General features: G+C 53.0%; 12 protein-coding genes. 4 read left to right on the forward strand and 8 right to left on the reverse strand.

The window, feature by feature from the left end:
* Positions 1-6: 6 nt before the first annotated feature.
* A complete protein-coding gene (gene cobS / locus AMM48_RS12660) occupies positions 7-1,014 on the reverse strand; it encodes a cobaltochelatase subunit CobS (protein ID WP_102784337.1) in 1,008 nt (335 codons plus the stop codon).
* Positions 1,015-1,207: 193 nt separating this feature from the next.
* Entirely contained in the window at positions 1,208-1,858 is a 651-nt protein-coding gene (locus AMM48_RS12665) for a DnaJ domain-containing protein (protein ID WP_022731561.1), read from the reverse strand.
* A gap of 160 nt (positions 1,859-2,018) precedes the next feature.
* Between AMM48_RS12665 and AMM48_RS12670 the strand changes: the two genes are divergently transcribed.
* The 3 genes from AMM48_RS12670 to AMM48_RS12680 all read left to right on the forward strand — a co-directional run bounded on the left by AMM48_RS12670 (position 2,019) and on the right by AMM48_RS12680 (position 4,337).
* Positions 2,019-2,315, forward strand: a complete 297-nt coding sequence (locus AMM48_RS12670) for a BolA family protein (RefSeq protein ID WP_102784338.1) — start codon at positions 2,019-2,021, stop codon at positions 2,313-2,315.
* Positions 2,316-2,457: 142 nt separating this feature from the next.
* Complete coding sequence (locus AMM48_RS12675; RefSeq protein ID WP_102784339.1) at positions 2,458-3,711, forward strand: PQQ-dependent sugar dehydrogenase; 1,254 nt, start codon at positions 2,458-2,460, stop codon at positions 3,709-3,711.
* Complete coding sequence (locus AMM48_RS12680; protein ID WP_102784340.1) at positions 3,711-4,337, forward strand: c-type cytochrome; 627 nt, start codon at positions 3,711-3,713, stop codon at positions 4,335-4,337. The genes AMM48_RS12675 and AMM48_RS12680 overlap by 1 nt, the downstream gene beginning before the upstream one ends.
* 31 nt (positions 4,338-4,368) lie before the next feature.
* On the opposite strand, the gene AMM48_RS12685 is transcribed toward AMM48_RS12680, so the two are convergent.
* The 6 genes from AMM48_RS12685 to AMM48_RS12710 form a co-directional block, all read right to left on the reverse strand.
* Entirely contained in the window at positions 4,369-5,712 is a 1,344-nt protein-coding gene (locus AMM48_RS12685) for a hypothetical protein (protein ID WP_146030408.1), read from the reverse strand.
* Between the two features lie 154 nt (positions 5,713-5,866).
* On the reverse strand, positions 5,867-6,502 hold the full coding sequence (locus AMM48_RS12690; protein ID WP_102784342.1) for a DUF2889 domain-containing protein: 636 nt from the start codon (positions 6,500-6,502) through the stop codon (positions 5,867-5,869).
* A gap of 164 nt (positions 6,503-6,666) precedes the next feature.
* Positions 6,667-7,116: a CBS domain-containing protein gene (locus AMM48_RS12695; protein ID WP_022731568.1), complete on the reverse strand. Its 450-nt coding sequence runs from the start codon at positions 7,114-7,116 to the stop codon at positions 6,667-6,669.
* Positions 7,117-7,336: 220 nt separating this feature from the next.
* Positions 7,337-8,611, reverse strand: a complete 1,275-nt coding sequence (locus tag AMM48_RS12700; protein ID WP_022731569.1) for an HlyC/CorC family transporter — start codon at positions 8,609-8,611, stop codon at positions 7,337-7,339.
* A 150-nt stretch (positions 8,612-8,761) separates the two neighbouring features.
* Positions 8,762-9,877 carry a 3-dehydroquinate synthase gene (gene aroB, locus AMM48_RS12705; protein WP_102784343.1) on the reverse strand — a complete coding sequence of 372 codons (1,116 nt, stop codon included), beginning with the start codon at positions 9,875-9,877 and terminating at the stop codon, positions 8,762-8,764.
* Between the two features lie 4 nt (positions 9,878-9,881).
* On the reverse strand, positions 9,882-10,493 hold the full coding sequence (locus AMM48_RS12710; protein ID WP_102784344.1) for a shikimate kinase: 612 nt from the start codon (positions 10,491-10,493) through the stop codon (positions 9,882-9,884).
* Positions 10,494-11,054: 561 nt separating this feature from the next.
* On the opposite strand from AMM48_RS12710, the gene AMM48_RS12715 reads away from it, so the two are divergent.
* On the forward strand, positions 11,055-13,043 hold the full coding sequence (locus tag AMM48_RS12715) for an antifreeze glycopeptide (RefSeq protein WP_102784345.1): 1,989 nt from the start codon (positions 11,055-11,057) through the stop codon (positions 13,041-13,043).
* Positions 13,044-13,054: the final 11 nt, after the last annotated feature.

Consider the following 13,054-nt stretch of genomic DNA (forward strand, 5'->3'; position numbering starts at 1 on the left):
CGCTGCTTAACGAACCATCACATTAATGGCTTCTTCGGGCAGTTCTTCGCCAAAGCACCGTTGATAGTATTCAGCCAGGATCGGACGTTCGACTTCATCGCAACGGTTCAGGAACGTTACGCGGAAGGCATAAGACACATCACCGAAGATCTTGGTATTTTCCGCCAGGGTGATCACGGTACGCGGGCTCATCACGGTTGAAATATCACCCGCAACAAACCCGTGCCGTGTCAGGTTGGCAAGCGCAACCATGGCTTCGATTTTCGAACGGCCTTCGGGCGTATCAAAATCTGGCACCTTGGCGGCGATGATGTTGGTTTCATCTTCGACCGACAGATAGTTCAGGGTCGCAACAACCGACCAACGGTCCATCTGCGCCTGGTTGATCTGCTGGGTACCGTGGTAAAGGCCAGTGGTATCGCCAAGGCCAACCGTGTTCGAGGTTGCGAACAGGCGGAAGTGCGAATGCGGATGAATGACCTTGTTCTGATCAAGCAGGGTCAATTTACCGTCCACTTCCAAAACACGCTGGATGACAAACATCACATCCGGGCGACCGGCATCATATTCATCAAATACCATCGCGACCGGGCGTTTAAGCGCCCACGGCAAAATACCTTCGCGGAATTCGGTAACCTGTTTGCCATCCCGCAGAACAATCGCGTCTTTACCAATCAGGTCAATACGGCTGATATGGCTATCAAGGTTCACGCGTACACACGGCCAGTTCAAGCGTGCCGCCACCTGTTCGATATGGGTCGATTTACCCGTGCCGTGATACCCTTGGATCATCACACGGCGATTGTGGGCAAAGCCCGCCAAAATCGCCAATGTGGTATCGCGGTCAAACCGATAGGTAGGATCAATCGCTGGCACATGTTCGCTGCCCTGACTAAAGGCAGGGACGTCCATATCGGCATCAATCCCGAACGTATCACGGACGGAAATGGTGGTATCAGGCGTGTCCAGCGGATGTTCGGCTGCTGCACCTGTCGCTTCGTAACCTTGGCTCATAAGTACTCGCGCATTATCTTGGACCGGCGCTAGGTGGCGCGGTCGTTTCATTAAACTTGCTCATTAATAGCGGCTAAGTCGCATCACACAAAGGGAAGATGCGCAAAAAATCTCTATTACCGCAAAAGGATTAATAGATAAGCCATCCTACGGGCCGGTTCGACAATCGGATTTAACAAAAATCCACTCAGGATCAAAGTGAAACACGCGATTCAAGATCGCGGATATAGCTCATCAAGGACGAATAAGCCGCACTGATCATTTTAAACCGCTCCTCTGCCACTTTATCCCCGCCATTTGCGTCCGGGTGATACTTCTTTGACAGGGCCTTATACTTGGTTTTCAACTCGTCTCGGGTGAACGGCCAGCCAAGATCAAGCGTCGCCATGGCCTGTTGTTGTTCGGACGGCATGCCAAGCGCACCTGCACGGCGCTGAGCTTCTTCGCTTTTGCGTTTTTGCTCTGCGCGCGCCCGGTCATCGGCCCCGGGACCATGATGGGTTTGATCGCCGTCTTCATTGAAAAAGCCGAACCCGTCCCGGAATTTGAAATTGAACGGCTTTTTGGACCCGCGAATGTGACCGAACTGCCAAGTGGGGCGCTGCCAGTGCGTATCACGGCGCATGTCACTTTCAATATCTTCGGCCTTCATGCCGGCATAGTAGTTCCAGGATTTGTTGTATTCGCGCACATGCTCGAGGCAGAACTGATAATACTCACTCAGCTTGCGATCTTTGGGCGCACGAAATTCCCCATGACCGTCACAGTCTGGCCAATCGCATTCGGGCAAGACCGGTTCGTCATGGTAAAGTGTTCTGCGCTTGTTGCGGTGTCCTCGGTTCATGTGCGTCTATATGTTCTGGATATCGCTGCTCGCAATATCATACGGTTCGATTAAATGCGATAAAAGGCTTGAAAAACTGCCGTCGCATGACAGAACGTCACCCTACGTTTCGTTTTTTGCAGTGATCTGCAAACATCCAATGGAAATAGAGGCTCTTATCATGCAGGTCGCCAATCAGATCCGTGACATCCTGACCAAAGAATTTACCCCGGCCAAACTCGAAATCATCGACGATTCGTCGAAACATGCCGGTCATTCGGGTGCAGACCCGCGTGGCGAGTCCCATTTTTCAGTTCTGGTTGTCTCTGACAAATTTGATGGAGAAAACCGCGTCAGCCGTCAGCGGCTTGTTTATAGCGCCCTTGATCAGCTTCTCAAGGACCGGGTCCATGCACTCGCCCTGAAAACCATGACCCCGGCCGAGTACGAAGCAGCAGCGGCACAAAGAAATCCATAAGGCGATTTCCACATTGTGAAATCAACCTAGACGATCTTTCCGTTTAAGCGCATTGCTTTAAGAACAAGCCACGCCTGCAACCATTGCAGGCGTGGCACAGATACCGGTCAATGGTATCTGGTTTAAACGGGAGGACTATGTAATGAACAAGCGCCTTATCGGGGCGACCATTGCCCTTGTCTTATCCGGTACCGCACATGCGCAAGCACCTGCGCCGGACAATCTCGAAAAGCTCTCAAACTTCCAATCAACCGGAACGACAGAATTCACCGTCATTGAACAGGGTGGCGACTATGCCGCCGGGATCAAAAAGACACTTGATGGCATCACATTGCCGCCCGGGTTCAAGATTGGTCTCTATGCCATTGTTCCCGACGCCCGCCATATTGCCGTTGGCCCACAAGGGGTTGTTGTCTTTGTTGGCACACGCAAAGACAAGGTCTGGTCGGTTACCGACCGTAACAAGGACCGCGTCGCCGACGAGGTGAAAGATTTTGCCCCATCCCTTCGTTTTGCCATCCCGAACGGTCCATGTTTCTCACCTGACGGCATGCTGTATATCGCCGAGCAGAACCGCGTCCTGACCTTCCCGGCAGCCGAATTTTTCTATGAAAGCCCGGACGTCGCAGCATTCAATGTCATCAAGCAAGGCGATCTCATCCCGCCAGCAGAAGAAAGCTACAATCACACCGCCCGCGTTTGCAAAATTGGTCCGGACGGGAAACTTTATATCTCGCTCGGTCAGCCGTTTAACGTGTCCCCACCTGAAAAACTTGATCTGTATCGCGACCACGGGATCGGCGGCATCATCCGCATCAATACCGATGGTACCGAGCGTGAAGTGTATACTTACGGGGTACGCAATTCCGTCGGTCATGACTTCCATCCGGAAACCGGCGAATTGTGGTGGACCGACAATCAGGTCGATGGCATGGGCGATGAAATTCCGCCCGGCGAAATCAACCATCAAACTGCCGCTGGCCAGCACTTTGGCCATCCATGGTATGGCGGCGGCGATGTCCGTACCAATGAATATGCCGGACAGGACGTCCCCTATGACGTCGTGATGCCCGCGGTCGAAACCGTTGCCCATGCCGCCGACCTTGGCATGAGCTTCTATACGGGCAAGATGTTTCCGGCCAAATACAAGAACGCCATATTCTCGGCCCAGCACGGGTCATGGAACCGCACGACACCGGTTGGTGCGCGTGTGATGGTGACCTTTATTGATGCCGAAGGAAACGCCAGCATCGAACCCTTTGCCGAAGGCTGGATTGACGAGAATGACGAATATCTCGGCCGTCCGGTAGATGTCGCCCAACTGCGCGATGGTTCGATCATTGTTTCAGATGATCTTGCCGGTGCACTGTATCGCATCTGGTATGAGGGCAATTGATGCGTATTCTAATGATCGCACTCCTCGGCGGGCTTTTGCCCGCCGGGGTTCTGTTCGCCCAAAACTCCGACGTTCCGGCCTCTAAAGCCACCGCCGACCAAATAACCGATGACTTGAAAGATGGCCGCAAGGTTGCGGGCATGTGCCGAACCTGTCACGGGCTGGATGGCAAGGCCCGCATTCCGATTGCACCACATATTGGCGGGGAAACCGTTGACTATCTGATGGCGCAATTGCACGCGTTCAAAAGCGGCGAACGCGAACATGAAATGATGACTGTGGTTGCGCGCGGATTATCCGCCGCCCAAATCAGGGATGTCGCAACATGGTTCAATCATTTTGACGTTGTGACCACCTTACCTGCAGGCAAGACAGAAGACGACGCACCAGAGCTATGTGTTGGTTGTCATGGCGTAAACGGTATTTCGGATTTGCCCGATGCCCCCAATTTGGCCGGGGAAACCAACATTTACATCGAAACCCAAATCAAGGCATTCCGGACCGGTAAGCGCAAACATGATGTCATGACCCCGATTGCCAAAGATCTGACAGACGCCGAAATGCAGCAGGCATCGGACTGGTATAGCCAGATCAACATCAAGATCACTGATCCGTCGGAGAAATAAATCACACCGCCAACAGGGTAGACCGGGAAGTTTAGCTTTCGGGGCGCAATGCGGCGGATACATCCAAACCAACGGTGAGTGCCGCCATGACGTTGCCAGTATCCGGATCAATTACAGGAACGGTAATCTGCGACAGGAAAGAACGGGTCGAGCCATCAAAAAGGATGTCATCAATCTGGGCATGGCCGCGATTTAGGTTGTCGGTCATTTGGAATTTCGTCTCGTCTGACTGATCAAAGTCCGACGTCACCCGGTTCATGCCGATCACTTCGCCACGAAGATTGAAAACAAAGGCTTCCGCGACGTGACCACCCGATGCCTGTTGGAATTTCCGCAAATATTGCGACAGGTCGTTTTCCAAGATGTTGGACGCCGCAAGACTAATGTCACCGTTGCGGACTTTGGCGATCCATTCAACATCAAGCAGTTTACGGGTTTCTGTGTCGTAGGTTGCGCCATCCAGTTCGGTGCGAATTTTTGTGATCAGCTCCGATGCGCCCGCCAGTTTTTCTATTGATGGCAATTGATCGCGTTCAATCGCCGCCCTTTCCCATGGCTCCAGATTCATCGGAACGGTTTCACAAAATTCCAGATTGTCGTTGAGATCATTCAACATATTAGGGAATTTTTGCAGATACACTTTTGAAAAATAGACGACCAACGGTGCATAGCGTTCAAAGCGCAGTTCGAAATTTTCCGACCCTAAACCAAGCTCAGTGCGGGCAGCTTCGAAACTTTGTTTATCAACCAGCGCATACTCCACATGGCCTGCCATCACTTGCGAAACCAATGATGAGAATGATGGCGCACGGTTAATATCAGCGTAGCCTTCTTCCAAAAGCCATTCGGCTTCATTCGATCCAAGGATTGCACCAACCGCAGACATATCTCCCGGTTTGTTACGCAGACCAGAACGGGGCTCATCGGCCTCGACCCGTTTGGAGATCCAAACCCACTTTTCCAGTGCCAGTGGATGGGACGGCACAGCATATTCGTCCATGAACGCGCTAAGGCGGGCAAGGAAAAAGCCATCGGCCCTGCCGCTTCGGACCATTTCGCGGTTTCGCAGGCGAGGGGCAACCGCAAGCCCATATCCAATGCCAATCCGGTCAAAGGCACAATTAAGCACGGCAATGGAATAACCGCTTAGCATACCGTCCTGCAATTCCTGATACGGCGGTTGAAGATTGGTTTGCAGGATCAAAAACGTATCCATCCCGTCGCCGATAGTCTGGCCGACTTCTTCGACGGGCAAGGCAAGTTCTTGTGCTGATGCGACCGGGATTTCACCAGTAGCGCCGACCCCACAACCAAGCAACACCGTCAGCAGCCCGCGTATGAACACATCGCGCAAACCAATATCCTTAGGTCGCATGGCTGCCTTTTTGCATCGGGAACACATCATCTGTCGCCTGACAATTGCAGTGGACGAATACTTAAGGGGGGCAGAACGCAATAAATTAGTAGCCCCTAACCTTAAAGATATTGGAAATCTGTAAGGGACTTGCAAGACAATGCCGGCTTTGTTTTCAAAGCTCCCGCAGGCTGTCGTCATCTTCGTCGATGAGTTCATCGCCGGTATAGAAATCTGGTGCAATGCGCTTGACCGCAGCACCATCACTGCACCAACCATGACAGGTATTAATCAGCGGCATTTTTCGTTTCTTTGGCGCACTGGCGGGATCGGGACCTTCACCCGCCGCCAGTTCCGCCAGACGTTTTTCTTCGGCCTCACGCGAAAGGATCGGAAAGATTGTCTGAAAGGCTGTGGTCGCCACGGGGCCCATCAATTCGGTCAGATGCGTGCAACCGTGAATGCCGCCGACCCGGTCTCTGATCTGCTTTCTAAGCCCCGGCCCGAGTTTCAGCCCAACCAGATTTTCATATGCCGGTGCAATCGCATCACATGCATTGAACGGTGCATAATCAGTGACGGCTTCGACCGCACGGATCACAAGATCATCGCCAACTGTCACCCGCAGCCACATTTCATGAACCGGCACACCGGGCGGGATTTCGCCGCGGTCGTTGTTGGCAAATCCGTATGTTTTGGTGTCGGTGATATGACCTTCGATATCCCACAAACCATCTGCGCGGCGAAAACCCTGACAGGTCACAGTGCGGGTGTGAATATGTTCGCGGGCGGCGGGGCTGGATAATGGCATGGGGCTATCTCTCCTTTACGTAAACGTAAAGTCCTTCACCCATGTGATGTCAAGTGGCAAAGTCCTGCCTTGCCCAATCATTCCACGCGATGACGGGAACCATGCCCCCGTCATCGCGAAAGAATGAAGATAAAAGATTAAGATAAATAAACGTGTTAAGGCGCCTATGCCACGCCGTAATCCGACCCGAAGATGAACTTTTCACGTTCGCGAACGTCTTCTTCGAGTTGGGCTTTAACCACGTTAAACAGATCGCGGATCGAAACCATGCCAATCACCACATCCCCGTCGACAACCGGCAGATGGCGATAACGACGTGCACTCATAAGTGCCAGCGCATTCATTGCGGTATCGTTTGGTCCCAGCGTATCAGGATTTGCTGTCATGACTTTTGAAAGTGGTGTGGTGGCTGGATCTTCACCCTTTGCGACCACACGGTTCACAAGGTCGCGTTCGGTGAAAATACCGGCGAGCTTTGCCGCGTTATCGACAATGACAACCGCGCCGATTTTTCGTTCCGACATCATGTTGACGGCATCCATCACGGAATCGGCTGGGTTAAGGGTCGCGATGGATTGTTCCTTGACCACGCCTGGTACGATTTTCGTATCCATGCTTCTCTCTCTGCAGATTGATGTTGCCACATGTCCAAACCCGATCAGATCATCTGGTGCTGCGCGATGAAACGCAGTGGACCTTATTTTAAAATGGTCCTGCGATCTTTTGGGTCAAGAGCTCAAACCTGATTTTAACCCATAAGTCGAAAAACTTAAAACTGTTTACGTCAAAACGGGAAATCAAAGCACGGCGACACCACCGGCAGAGAACGACCGCCTATTCGCGGTCGTCGGTGGTAAGGTCTGTCACTTCACGCATGCGGATGCGGGTGACCTGATTGCGAATTCGGCGCAGAACTTCGAATTCAAATCCGTGGAAACGGAACTGCTGACCAACATCGGGAATGCGTCGGGTCTCATACAGTAACAATCCTGCGACCGTTGCGGCCTCTTCGTCGGGCAGACGCCATGCGAAACGACGGTTCAGGTCCCGGATGGTCACATCACCGCGCACAATGACCGATCCGTCGGTTTGCGGCTGTACACCAATCACTTCGACATCGGTTTCATCGGCGATATCACCCACGATTTCCTCAAGGATGTCTTCGAGTGAAACCACACCTTCAAACGCGCCGTATTCATCAACAACAATTGCAAAATGCTCGTGGCGTTCCTTGAACGCCTTAAGCTGATCGGCAAGGGTCGTTGAATCGGGGATGAACCATGCCTCAGAACTCAGTTCACGGACTTCTTTTGCTGTGGCCGGTTTGGCCCCGCGTACGACCGCCTTTAACACTTCGCGGGCATGTAGAACGCCAACGATGTTATCGGGGTCTTCCTCATAAATCGGAATACGGGTGTGCGGACTGGCCAGAACTGTATCAAGGATTTCGTCCATCGGACGGGTGATGTCGATCATCTGCACCTTACGGCGATGCACCATGATTTCCCAGACGCCAACGTCTTCAAGATCAAGCACGCCATGTAACATCGTGCGTTCAGCATGATGGTCACCGACAACAACATCATCGGCGTGCAGTTCAATCGCACCGCGCAATTCGCGCTCGCTGTCCATGCCCGGGCCTTCGCCGCTGCCAAACAGGCGTAAGGTTGCCTGAACAATCACCTGAATGCTTTGCGTGATGGGTGCAAAAACAACCACCAGAATGCTCATCGGGCGGGCCACACGCAGCGCCATGGTATCGGCATGCTGAAGCGCATAGGTTTTTGGCAGAATTTCCGAAAACACCAGAACAAGTGCGGTCATGGCGATGGTGGCGTAAACAACACCGTTTTCACCAAACAGTTCGATCATCACCGAGGTCGCAAGGGCAGAGGCCAGAATATTGACCATATTGTTGCCCAGCAAAATCGCCCCAAGCAAACGTTCCTGATACTGGCGCAGCCGGTTAACCGTCGCGGCTCTGAGGTCGCCATCCTGTTCCTTGTGATGCATGACCGGACGCGACGCTGCCGTAAGCGCGGTTTCCGAGCCAGAGAAAAATGCCGACAACATCAGCAGGAAAAAAATCACGACAATCGTGATTGTCATTCAGGGCCGTCTCCAAAGAGTGATCGCAACCGGACAACTTTGTCCGTAAATCACTTGTAAGGTCAATTGTCGCTACGTCAACGACTTCACAAGTCTGGTCGTTAAAACGACCAGACAGAAACAATCAGATTAATATGGATCGCACGACGCTCAGCCGCGGCATGACCGGGTAATGGCCGCGCGCATTTTGTCCACATCCATCGCCTTGGATGTAAACGCCTTGCCAATACCACGTGTCATGACAAAGGTGATCTCGCCGTCGCGGACCTTTTTGTCACGCGACATATGACTGATGACCTTGTCGATGTCCCAGTGCATGCCCGAAACTTCCGATGCGCATACCGGCAAACCAACCGATTTCAAATGCGCGACAATGCGGTCTTTTTCACCTGCGGGTGCCATGCCCATGGCACCACACACGTCATGCGCAATCACCATGCCCATGGCAACCGCTTCGCCGTGCAGAAGTTTCTGCCCATAACCCGTTTCGGCTTCAAATGCATGACCGAATGTATGACCAAGGTTAAGCAAAGCGCGTTTGCCGCCTTCGCGTTCGTCTTCGGACACAATGCGGGCCTTTGCCGCACAGCTTTGAATCACGGCCTGACGGCGTTCTGGGCCATCGGTATCGATGACCGCCTGCCCGTTTTGTTCAAGCCACGCAAAGAAGTCCGGATCATCAATCAGGCCGTATTTGGCAACCTCGGCATAGCCAGCGCGCATTTCACGCGCCGACAATGTGTCGAGAACGGCGGTATCGGCCAGAACAAGGCGCGGCTGATGAAACGCACCGACAAGGTTCTTGCCCGATTTGGAATTAATACCGGTTTTCCCGCCGACAGAACTATCGACTTGTGACAAAAGCGTCGTTGGGATTTGCACGAAATCAAGCCCTCGCAGCAATGACGCCGCCACATAGCCGGCCAGATCGCCAACAACCCCACCGCCCAATGCGATGATCACGGTCGACCGTTCAATTCCCATCGCCAGTATCTGTTCGACGACATCTGCGAACGTGGCAAAACTTTTGGATTTTTCACCCGACGGCACAACAACTTCGCGGTGCGCGATGTTTGCACCATCAAGGGACGCCAGAACCGTGGGCAGATGTTTGTCGGCAACGACCGCATCGCTGATGACGACAACCCCGGCTTTACGCACGAAGGGGGCGATGTATTTGGCGGTATCGGCCAAAAGGTTGCTGCCCACAAGGATGTCATAGCTGCGCGCGCCAAGTTCAACGCGAAGGGTGTCGTGATTGCTCACTGTGTTAGCTTCCTGTTCTGATCAAATTGCCGTCATCGTCAAAGGACTTGGCCATCAGTTCAAGAACTGCGTCACAGGTTTCTTCTTTGGACGATTCATCACAATCAAAGATGATGTCGGCCCCGGCATAAATCGGGTAACGAGTCTCAATGAAATCTGCGAGAATCTTGCGCGGATTACCCCGGTTCAACAACGGACGATGAGTCCGTCCGCTGGTCCGTTGCAACAGCAGTTCAAGATCGGCACGCAGCCACACGGATACAGATTTTTCAAGAATGAGGCGTCGGGTACGCTCACGAACAAAGGCTCCGCCGCCAGTGGCCAGCACAAGCTGGTCACCTTCGAGCAGACGGGCAATCACACGTTCCTCGCCGTCGCGAAATGCTTCTTCGCCATACAGCTTGAAGATATCAGCAATCGAGCAGCCAGCGGCTTCTTCTATTTCGCGGTCGGCATCGACAAAATCCAGGTTCAGTTCCTTGGCGACCATACGGCCAATACAGCTTTTTCCTGCACCCATGAGGCCAATGAAAACCAAAGGGTAACCCTTAAGGCCCCGGCGGATTTTGGCAATCACATCTTCGTGCAAACCCGACTCGGCAATGTTGCTCTCCATGTTCGGTTTGCAGTCCTGTAGTTCATCTGGTTTCAACAAAATTTACCTAATTCTTTAGGCCAGCTTAGCCTCGAACGCAAGCAAACCGCACGCTCTTTGCGACAATTTACCGCGTAAAATTGTTCTCGCACGTTATATACCGCGATTATGAATGCGGATCAGACAATTGTTCTTTGCGACTTTGCTGTTAACGCTCTGTGAGGAACCGACACCTATACTGCCTTGAAGTTGCCGAAATAGAATGTCATCCAGCCCGTTGAACATAAACCTGTATCACGGCACGGATGAGGCAAAGCCGAACAGTCACAAGCGGGATTTTGCCCGATTGGGTATATCGCTGTTTGCGTATCTTGCATCTTTCTGCTTCGTCAGCATACTGGTAGACGCGTCATTCGCACAAACGCATCGAAGTCTGGATAAAAATGAAGATCTTATCGCGTATTATTCTGTTGCTGGTCCTTGCTGTAATCGTCGGCGGCGCCGTTTTCCTGGTCACCTGGGATATTCCGGCCCCAACCAGCCAAATCGAAGAAACCATCCCGAATTCGAGGTTCAATTAAGATGACATTGCGTTCCCGCCTGTTACTGCAGACCTGTTTGCTGGCAATGATGACGGGAACCGGACTTGCGCCGGGAACCGCCAGTGCCCAGAACTCAGCACCTGTACCCTTGTTTTTAAAACAGGAAGCACAGCAAGACGCGGTAACTCAGCCTGGGAACGACACGCCAGCCAACAATGGCACAACCGGTTCAAACCCCGGTGGATTTGGGTCGGGTTCAACGTCTGTTGACAGTTTCCCGTCTGATCCAAATGCGGTTCAGTCCGTCACCCTTCAGGCTATTGATGCAGAAGCAGTCGGCACCCTTGATCCGTCGCAGGGCGGTCTTGGTGTTGATATGTGGAACGGCACGACCCGTAAATCAGCTGCCAAGCTGGTTTCGGAACTTCCCGCCACCCCGGCCACACATACCGCACGTGATTTACAACAACGGCTATTACTGTCGGTGGCAGCCCTGCCGCAAGACATGCCCAAGGTCAGTTTGCTTGAGGCACGCGTTGCCAAACTGATCAACATGGGTGCGCTTGACGGTGCAATTGATCTGGTTCGCGCCACACCGCAAGGATCGCGTGGGGCCATGCTGGCACAGGCCGAAGTCAACGCGCTTCTGATTGCAGGGCGCATCGATGACGCCTGCGCTACGATTGAAAGCTACAGCGCCAGTTACGATGAAATGTTCTGGCTCAAAGCAGCCGCCATGTGCGCGCTTCATGCCAATGATCCGACATCTGCAGCATTTTCGGTCGACCTTGTCCGCGAAATGGACGGCGAAAGTGACGCAACATTCTTTGGCCTGGTCGCGGCCATTCGAAGTGGAACGGCGGTTAATGCCGACCTACTGACTGACTTGCGCCCGATTGATATCGCGCTTTTGTCTATCGCCAAACAATCCATCCCGGAAAGTCAGCTTGAAACCGGGAATGCCGTGTCCATCATTGGCCTCACCAACGCGGTTGCAACCCCGACCGATGTGCGCCTTGAAGCCGCCCGCAAGGCCGAAAATCTTGGCTTGATTAGTGCACAACAGCTCGGCGATATTTATAGCGCGGTTAATTTCGATCCGGCCGATCTTGAAGATGCGCTTGATGATGCCGCCGAAGGCGTTCAGGCGCGTCAGTACGCCAAACTTTATCAGGCTGCCGCCAAAAGCGATGTGCCTGCCGTACGTGCAGAAATACTCGCAGCCCTTTTTGAAACCGCCCAGATCGAAGGCGATTTCCTTCAGGCCGCGCGGCTTTGCGCGCCATTGGTGGAAGAAATCCCGATAAATGGTGATTTCTCTTGGTTCGCAATTACGGCCCTTAAGACATCCATCGCGGTTAACAGCATCGAACGTGCGGCAAGCTGGCATCAGGTTGCCAAGTCTTCGGCAAATCCCGGCAATGATATTTCGTCACGCTTGAGCCTGCTTTACCCGGTTCTCGCCATATCAGGTCTCGAAGACACCGGCGCACCAAAACCAAACGATGATGCCGTTCAAGTCAATCAGGACGTCATGAATGGTGCGACCACCAATCAACCACGTTTTGGTCTGGGTGGTGCTGTGACACCGGCACAGACACAGCCATCGCGAACGGTCGATTTGCAGGCCTTAACCGATCATCGGTCCCGCATGACCGAATGGCAGGAAATACAAGCAGCCCGTTCCGATCAGGCTGCGGCAAGACGTAATGCCGAACTGGTTTACAACCTGTATGACGGATTTGGCATCGAGGTTCCCGAAGGGGCGTGGAACAGCTTGCTGATTGCACCTTATGCCGAAGAACGCACGACCATCAGCAGTGTGGTCAATCATTACCTGCGCGTTGGCGCAACCGGCAATCAAAAGGCAAAAACCGTCGCAATGGCCATTCAGGCACAACAGATTGCAACCATGCCAAATGCCGATCCAAAGGCACTTGCCGATACGGTTGCCGCCCTGACCATGGTTGGCCTTCAAGCAGATGCACAGCACTTGGCCGTTGAGCTTCTTCTGGCCTCTGATCGGTAACGGCACGTGCA

Origin of the sequence: Thalassospira sp. GB04J01, assembly GCF_000751115.1 — a bacterium.
GTDB lineage: Bacteria > Pseudomonadota > Alphaproteobacteria > Rhodospirillales > Thalassospiraceae > Thalassospira > Thalassospira lucentensis.

Bases quoted from the DNA above. Each gene is read 5' to 3' on its own strand.
- cobS (WP_102784337.1), bottom strand. From the start codon at position 1,014: ATGAGCCAAGGTTACGAAGCGACAGGTGCAGCAGCCGAACATCCGCTG.
- AMM48_RS12665 (WP_022731561.1), bottom strand. From the start codon at position 1,858: ATGAACCGAGGACACCGCAACAAGCGCAGAACACTTTACCATGACGAA.
- AMM48_RS12670 (WP_102784338.1), top strand. From the start codon at position 2,019: ATGCAGGTCGCCAATCAGATCCGTGACATCCTGACCAAAGAATTTACC.
- AMM48_RS12675 (WP_102784339.1), top strand. From the start codon at position 2,458: ATGAACAAGCGCCTTATCGGGGCGACCATTGCCCTTGTCTTATCCGGT.
- AMM48_RS12680 (WP_102784340.1), top strand. From the start codon at position 3,711: ATGCGTATTCTAATGATCGCACTCCTCGGCGGGCTTTTGCCCGCCGGG.
- AMM48_RS12685 (WP_146030408.1), bottom strand. From the start codon at position 5,712: ATGCGACCTAAGGATATTGGTTTGCGCGATGTGTTCATACGCGGGCTG.
- AMM48_RS12690 (WP_102784342.1), bottom strand. From the start codon at position 6,502: ATGCCATTATCCAGCCCCGCCGCCCGCGAACATATTCACACCCGCACT.
- AMM48_RS12695 (WP_022731568.1), bottom strand. From the start codon at position 7,116: ATGGATACGAAAATCGTACCAGGCGTGGTCAAGGAACAATCCATCGCG.
- AMM48_RS12700 (WP_022731569.1), bottom strand. From the start codon at position 8,611: ATGACAATCACGATTGTCGTGATTTTTTTCCTGCTGATGTTGTCGGCA.
- AMM48_RS12710 (WP_102784344.1), bottom strand. From the start codon at position 10,493: ATGGAGAGCAACATTGCCGAGTCGGGTTTGCACGAAGATGTGATTGCC.
- AMM48_RS12715 (WP_102784345.1), top strand. From the start codon at position 11,055: ATGACATTGCGTTCCCGCCTGTTACTGCAGACCTGTTTGCTGGCAATG.